4 protein-coding genes and 1 pseudogene are annotated in these 6,140 nt (G+C 72.8%); 4 read left to right on the top strand and 1 reads right to left on the bottom strand.

Annotated elements, in window-relative coordinates; genetic code table 11:
* Together ACFE67_RS13535 and ACFE67_RS13530 are read left to right on the top strand one after the other, a co-directional pair.
* The coding region (locus ACFE67_RS13535) for an amino acid transporter (protein WP_375407399.1) at positions 1-1,451 on the top strand (1,451 nt) is incomplete at its 5' end.
* A gap of 155 nt (positions 1,452-1,606) precedes the next feature.
* Positions 1,607-3,298, top strand: coding sequence for a RecQ family ATP-dependent DNA helicase (locus ACFE67_RS13530; RefSeq protein WP_375407398.1), 1,692 nt, complete (start codon positions 1,607-1,609; stop codon positions 3,296-3,298).
* Positions 3,299-3,305: 7 nt separating this feature from the next.
* Here ACFE67_RS13530 and ACFE67_RS13525 read toward each other — a convergent pair whose 3' ends face one another.
* Positions 3,306-4,958: a Na+/H+ antiporter gene (locus ACFE67_RS13525; RefSeq protein WP_375407397.1), complete on the bottom strand. Its 1,653-nt coding sequence runs from the start codon at positions 4,956-4,958 to the stop codon at positions 3,306-3,308.
* Between the two features lie 126 nt (positions 4,959-5,084).
* Between ACFE67_RS13525 and ACFE67_RS13520 the strand changes: the two genes are divergently transcribed.
* Positions 5,085-5,759 carry a hypothetical protein gene (locus ACFE67_RS13520; protein ID WP_375407396.1) on the top strand — a complete coding sequence of 225 codons (675 nt, stop codon included), beginning with the start codon at positions 5,085-5,087 and terminating at the stop codon, positions 5,757-5,759.
* Positions 5,760-5,770: 11 nt separating this feature from the next.
* A pseudogene (locus ACFE67_RS13515) lies at positions 5,771-6,140 on the top strand (DNA polymerase Y family protein); the annotation flags it as partial.

Genomic DNA, 6,140 nt, shown 5'->3' with positions numbered 1-6,140 from the left:
TGCTGATCGTGCTGCTCGGCGCGGTGTTCCTCCGCGGGTTCCAGGAGGCGATCGGTATCGCGGTGGTGCTCGTCGCGGTCTACCTGTCGTTGAACGCCGTCGTGATCGTGAACTCGTTCATCATCGCGTTCCAGCAGCCGGAGGTCTTCCACACCGTCGGGGTCGGCATGCTGGCGCAGGGCAACGGCAGCCCCCTCGGCGTCGTGGTCGTCGCGCTGCTGGTCTTCCCCCAGCTCGCCCTGGGGCTGTCCGGGTTCGAGACGGGCGTGACCGTGATCCCGCAGATCCGCGGCGACGGCGACGAGCCCGGCAAGCGGCCGGAGCGGCGCATCGCGGGCGCGAAGAAGCTGCTCACCACCGCCGCGGTGACGATGAGCTTCTTCCTCATCACCTCCAGCCTCGCGACGACGCTGCTGATCCCGCAGCAGGAGTTCCGGCCGGGAGGTGAGGCGAACGGCAGAGCGCTGGCGTATCTCGCGCATGAGCACCTCGGGGCCGTCTTCGGCACCGTCTACGACGTCTCGACCATCGCGATCCTCTGGTTCGCGGGCGCCTCCGCGATGGCGGGGCTGCTGAACATCGTGCCGCGCTACCTGCCGCGCTACGGCATGGCGCCCGGCTGGGCCCGCGCGATCCGGCCGCTCGTCATCGTGTTCACCCTGCTCGCGATCGTCGTCACCCTGGTCTTCAGCGCCTCCGTCGACCGGCAGGGCGGCGCGTACGCGACCGGCGTGCTGGTACTGATCATCTCGGCGGCGCTCGCGGTCACGCTGTCCGCGCGCCGGAAGCGGCAGTGGAAGCGGATGGCGGGGTTCGCCCTCGTCGCGCTGATCCTGCTGTACGCGCTCGGCGTCAACGTCGTGGAGCGGCCCGACGGCCTGCGCATCGCGCTGCTGTTCATCCTCGGGATCCTGGTGATCTCGTTCGCCTCCCGCGTCCGCCGGTCGTTCGAGATCCGGGCGACGAGCGTGACCTTCGACGACACCGCGCTCGAGTTCCTGAACGAGGCGGAGGACTTCGGCGAGGTCCACCTGGTCGCGAACGAGCCCGACGCCCGCGATGCGCGCGAGTACCAGATCAAGGCGAAGGAGGAGCGGCGGGACAGCAACATCCCCGGCCGCGCCTCGATCATCTTCCTCGAGGTCGAGAAGACCGACTCCTCCGACTTCGAGGAGGACCTCGTGGTCCGCGGCATCGTCCGGCACGGGTTCCGCGTGCTCGAGGTCGCCTCCGGCAACGTGCCGAACACCATCGCGACCGTGCTGCTGCAGATCCGGAACCTGACCGGCATCGTGCCGCACGTGTACTTCGAGTGGACGGAGGGGAACCCGGTGTCGAACATGTTCCGGTTCCTCGTCTCCGGCGAGGGCGAGGTCGCCCCCGTCACCCGCGAGGTGCTCCGGGAGACCGAACCCGACGTCCGCCGCCGCCCGATGGTCCACGTGTCGTAGAGCACATCAGCAGGACCCAGGAGCGATAGCAGGATCCTGCTCGCGCTGCGGTCCTGCTGATGGTGCTGAGTCCTGCTGTTCTGCTCCACCGGCAGGCGCCCCCGTCGGCTGGACATGGGGGCGCTTCCAGGGGCCTGCCTGCTTGGATCTCGCGGATGAGTACGACCGAGACGGCGATCGAGACCCTGGACGACCTCGCGACCGGACGGGCGGAGGAGATCGCCGCGACGGCGCGGGAGGTGTTCGGCTGGGACCCGCTGCGACCCGGGATCGAGCACGCGGTGTCGTCGGTCCTCGACGGCCGCGACGTGCTCGCGGTGATGCCGACCGGGTACGGCAAGTCGGCGGTCTACCAGCTGGCCGGCGCGCTGCGGCCGGGTCTCGTCGTCGTGGTCTCGCCGCTGATCGCGCTGCAGGCCGACCAGGTCGCGTCGCTGCGCGAAAGGCCCGGCGCCCGCCCGGCGGCGCTGATCAACTCGACGATCGGCGAGCGGACGATCGAGGCGGCCTGGGCTGGCGTCGACGACGGCTCGCTCGGCTACCTGTTCGTCGCACCGGAGCGCTTCGCGGACGACGCGGTCGTCGAGCGGCTCGCGGCGGCGCACCCGTCGCTGCTCGTGGTGGACGAGGCCCACTGCGTCTCCAGCTGGGGGCACGACTTCCGGCCCGACTACCTCCGCCTCGGCGACGTCGCCGAGCGACTCGGCCGGCCGCCGGTCCTGGCCCTGACCGCCACCGGGTCGCGGCCGGTGCGGGACGAGGTGCTCGAGCGCCTCCGGATGCCCGACGCCCTGGTGCTGACCCACGGCTTCGACCGGCCGAACATCCACCTCGCCGTCCGCCGTCACGAGCAGGAGGACGACAAGGTCGCCGCGGTGCTCGACGACGTCGTGGAGCTGGCGAAGCCCGGGCTGCTGTACGTCGCCACCAGGAAGGCGACGGAGCTGTTCGCCGAGCAGCTGCGCGCCAGGGGCGTCGCCGCCGAGCCGTACCACGGCGGGCTGCCCGCGAAGCGGCGCCGCGAGCTGTCCGCGGCGTTCCACGCCGGGGAGGTCGAGGTCGTGGTCGCCACCAGCGCCTTCGGGATGGGGATCGACAAGTCCGACGTGCGGTTCGTCGTGCACGCCGCGATCACCGAGTCGCTCGACGAGTACTACCAGGAGGTCGGGCGGGCGGGCCGGGACGGGGCGCCGTCGTCGGCCAGGCTGCACTACCGCGAGGAGGATCTCGGGCTCCGCCGGTTCTTCGGCGCGACCGCACCGAGCCGGGGAGAGCTGCAGCGGTTCGTCGCCGCGGCGACCGAGCATCCGGAGGTGAAGGCCGCCGCCGAGGCGCTCGGCATCAGCGCGCGGCGCGCCACCTCCCTCGCGCACCTCCTGGTCGACGCGGGCGCCGCCCGGCTCGACGGCGGGCGCCTGGAACCCACGGCGCCGGACGGCGAGCAGGCCGTGGACGCCGCGCTCCGGGCTGCGGAGGATCGCGAGCGGATCGACGAGTCGCGGCTCGCGATGATGCGGCAGTACGCGGAGACCCGGTCCTGCCGCCGCCTGTTCGTGCTCGGCTACTTCGGCGACGGCGCTGCCGGTCCGTGCGGGAACTGCGACACCTGCGAGAGCGGCTCCGCCGCCAGGATCGCGGACCTGCAGGAGACCGGGACCACCGAGCAGGCGCCGTTCCCGGTCGACGCGACGGTCGAGCACCGCGAGTGGGGCACGGGCCGCGTCATGCGGGTGGAGGAGGACAGGATCACGGTGTTCTTCGACTCCGAGGGCTACCGCACCCTCTCGCTCGCCGCCGTCACCGAGCACGACCTGCTGACGCGCACCGACGCTCCTGATGCCCGGTGACGGCCCGCTAGCCGCCGTGCCGCCGGCGGCCGAGCCGCAGCGGGGGCCGCACCGGCTTCGTCACGTCGCGGCGGTAGGACCGCTTCAGGGTCGCCTCCATCGAGTCGAAGTCGCCGAGCACGGCGTCGATGACGCTGTCCTCGAACCGGCCCTCGCGCTGCGCGTCGAGGACCGCGCTCCGCTCGCTGTCGAGCATCAGCAGGCGCAGGCGGGCGAAGGAGTCGGGCTGCTCGATCAGGCCCTGCTCGTCGGACGTGCCGATCGTCACCCGGTACTCGGCGCTGCGGCGCAGGCTCGCGACGAGGTCGGTCGGGTCGTCGTCCGTCGACTCCTGCTCCAGGCGGGCGATCGCGGCGTCCTGCGCCTCGGCGACCAGGGTGCGGATCTGCACCCTGTCCTGCTCGGGATTCGGCAGGGGCAGCCGGAGGAGCTGCACGAGCGGCCCGACACCGAGGCCCTGCAGCAGGCTCAGCACCACGATCACGAACGCCGCGAGCTGGAGGAAGCCGACCGCGGGGGTCTGCTCGGGCAGCAGGAAGACGGCCGCGAGCGTGACCACCCCGCGCACACCCGCGAACGAGATCGCGAGGGCGGTCTTCCAGTCCCAGCGCCGCTCCCGCAGCCGCTCGGGCCCGAACCGGTACAGCGCCGTCGCCGCGAACACCCAGACGAACCGCGCGAGCACCATCGCGAGGTAGATGCCGGCGATGATCAGCGCACCGAGACCGAAGCCGATGTCGGTCTTCGCCGCCGCCTCCACGATGCCCTTCAGCTGCAGACCGATGAGCAGGAAGACGCCGTTCTCGAGCACGAAGGACACCGTGCGCCAGTTGATCCGCTCCGCGATCCGCGACTCCGCGGACTGGAACGACGGCGCCCGGTAGCCGAGCCAGATGCCGGTGAGCACCACGGCGAGGAAGCCCGAGCCGCCGATGAAGTACGCGGGCAGGTACGCGACGTAGGGCGCGGCGAGCGAGATCGACGTGTCGAGCACGGGCGCCTTCAGCCGTCTGCGCACCCGCACGATCACCCAAGCCACGACGACCCCGACCGCGACCCCGCCGACGACCGCGCGCGCGAAGTCGCCGAACGCGCCTCCGAAGCCGTCCTCCGGCTGCGTGATGGCCGCGATCGCGGTGTTGAGGGAGACGAGCGCGGTCGCGTCGTTGAGCAGGCCCTCCCCCTCCAGCAGGGAGGCGAGTCGACGCGGCACGCGACCGGTACCCACGAGCGCGTTCACGCTGACGGCGTCGGTCGGGGCCAGGATCGCGCCGAACGCGAGGCCGACGGCGATCGTCATGCCGCCGACCACGGCGCCGACCAGCCAGTAGGTGACGAAGCCGATGACGACCACCGAGAACAGGACGAGCCCGACCGACAGGGCGAGGATCGAGTCGCCGCGCGCCCGCACCTCCGGGAACGAGGTCTGCAGCGCCGCGGCGAACAGCAGGGCGGGGAGCACCCCGGCCAGCACGACCTCGGGCTCGAGCTGCACGTCGGGCGTGAACGGGAGGAACGAGGACACGACGCCCACGGTCACGAGCAGCAGCGGAGCGGACCAGCCGACCCTCCGCGACAGACCGGTGACGGCGACGACGAGCAGCAGACCGCCGACGGTCCACGCGACCGCGATGGGGAAGGCCTGAGCCGCCGCATCCACGCTGCGAGCCTAGGGCGCGGCTCCGACGCCCCGCAGTCGCGGGTGTCCGACCCGGTTCATCGACATCCATCAGGATCTCCCGAGCGTCGATTTGCCTCTTATCGAAGACGTGTTCGATACTGGGGTATGCCCGCAGCAGCCCGATCGGAGACGGTGGCGGCGCTGCAGGCGCGGATCGCCGCGATGCAGGCGCGCACGCTCGGCACGCGTACCGTCCCGACCGATCCCCGGGTCGCTCACCTGCTGCCCGGCGGGGCACTCCGCTCCGGCGTCGTCTACGCGGCGCCGGGCTCCCTCGCGCTGGCGATGCTGCTGCTCGCCGGCCCCTCCGCCGCGGGCGCCTGGTGCGGCGTCGTCGGCATCCCCGAGTTCGGCGCGGAGGCGGCGGCCGAGCTCGGGATCGTGCTGGATCGGCTGGTGCTGGTGCCCTCCCCCGACGAGCACTGGCTCACCGTCACCGCGCAGCTGACCGAGGTGCTGCCGATCGTCCTCGTCCGGCCGCCTGCCGCCGGCGCCTCCCCCGCCGAGACCGCCCGCCTCGCCTCCCGGCTCCGGCAGCGGGACGCGACGCTGCTCGTCGCGGGCCCGTGGTCGGGTGCGGAGGCGACGCTCGAGACCACCGGCAGCAGCTGGACGGGCATCGGCGCCGGGTGGGGCTACCTGGCCGCCCGCGAGCTCGACGTCGTGGTGACGGCGCGGGAGGTCGCCTCCCGGCACCGGCTGCGGATCGAGACCGGGTTCCGGCTCGCCCCTGCTGCCGCCGCCCCTGCTGCCGCCCCTGCACGGCTGGCCGCGGTGTGACCGAGCGCTGCATGGTGCTCTGGTGCCCGGACTGGCCGGTGCGGGCCGCCGCCGAGGAGGCGGGCATCGACCCGGCAGGCCCTCTCGCGCTGATCGCGCAGGGGGTGGTGCACGCCTGCTCGGCGGCGGCGCGGGCGGCGGGCGTGCAGCGTGGGCTGAAGGTGCGGGAGGCGCAGTCGCGCTGCACCTCCCTCGTCGTGCTGCCGCTCGTCCCCGCGGTGGACGCGCGCCGGTTCGAACCGGTGCTCGCCGCGCTCGAGGCGGGCATCCCTACCGTGCAGGTGGTGCGGCCCGGGCTCGTCGTGATCCGGGCCATCGGTCCCGCCCGGTTCTTCGGCGGCGAGGAGTCCGCCGCCGGGGAGGCGCTGCACCTGCTCGCCC

This window comes from uncultured Amnibacterium sp., from assembly GCF_964244015.1.
Classification (GTDB): Bacteria; Actinomycetota; Actinomycetes; order Actinomycetales; family Microbacteriaceae; genus Amnibacterium.
Note: the sequence above shows the minus strand (reverse complement) of the source record. Positions and strands in the feature narration are given on the sequence as shown.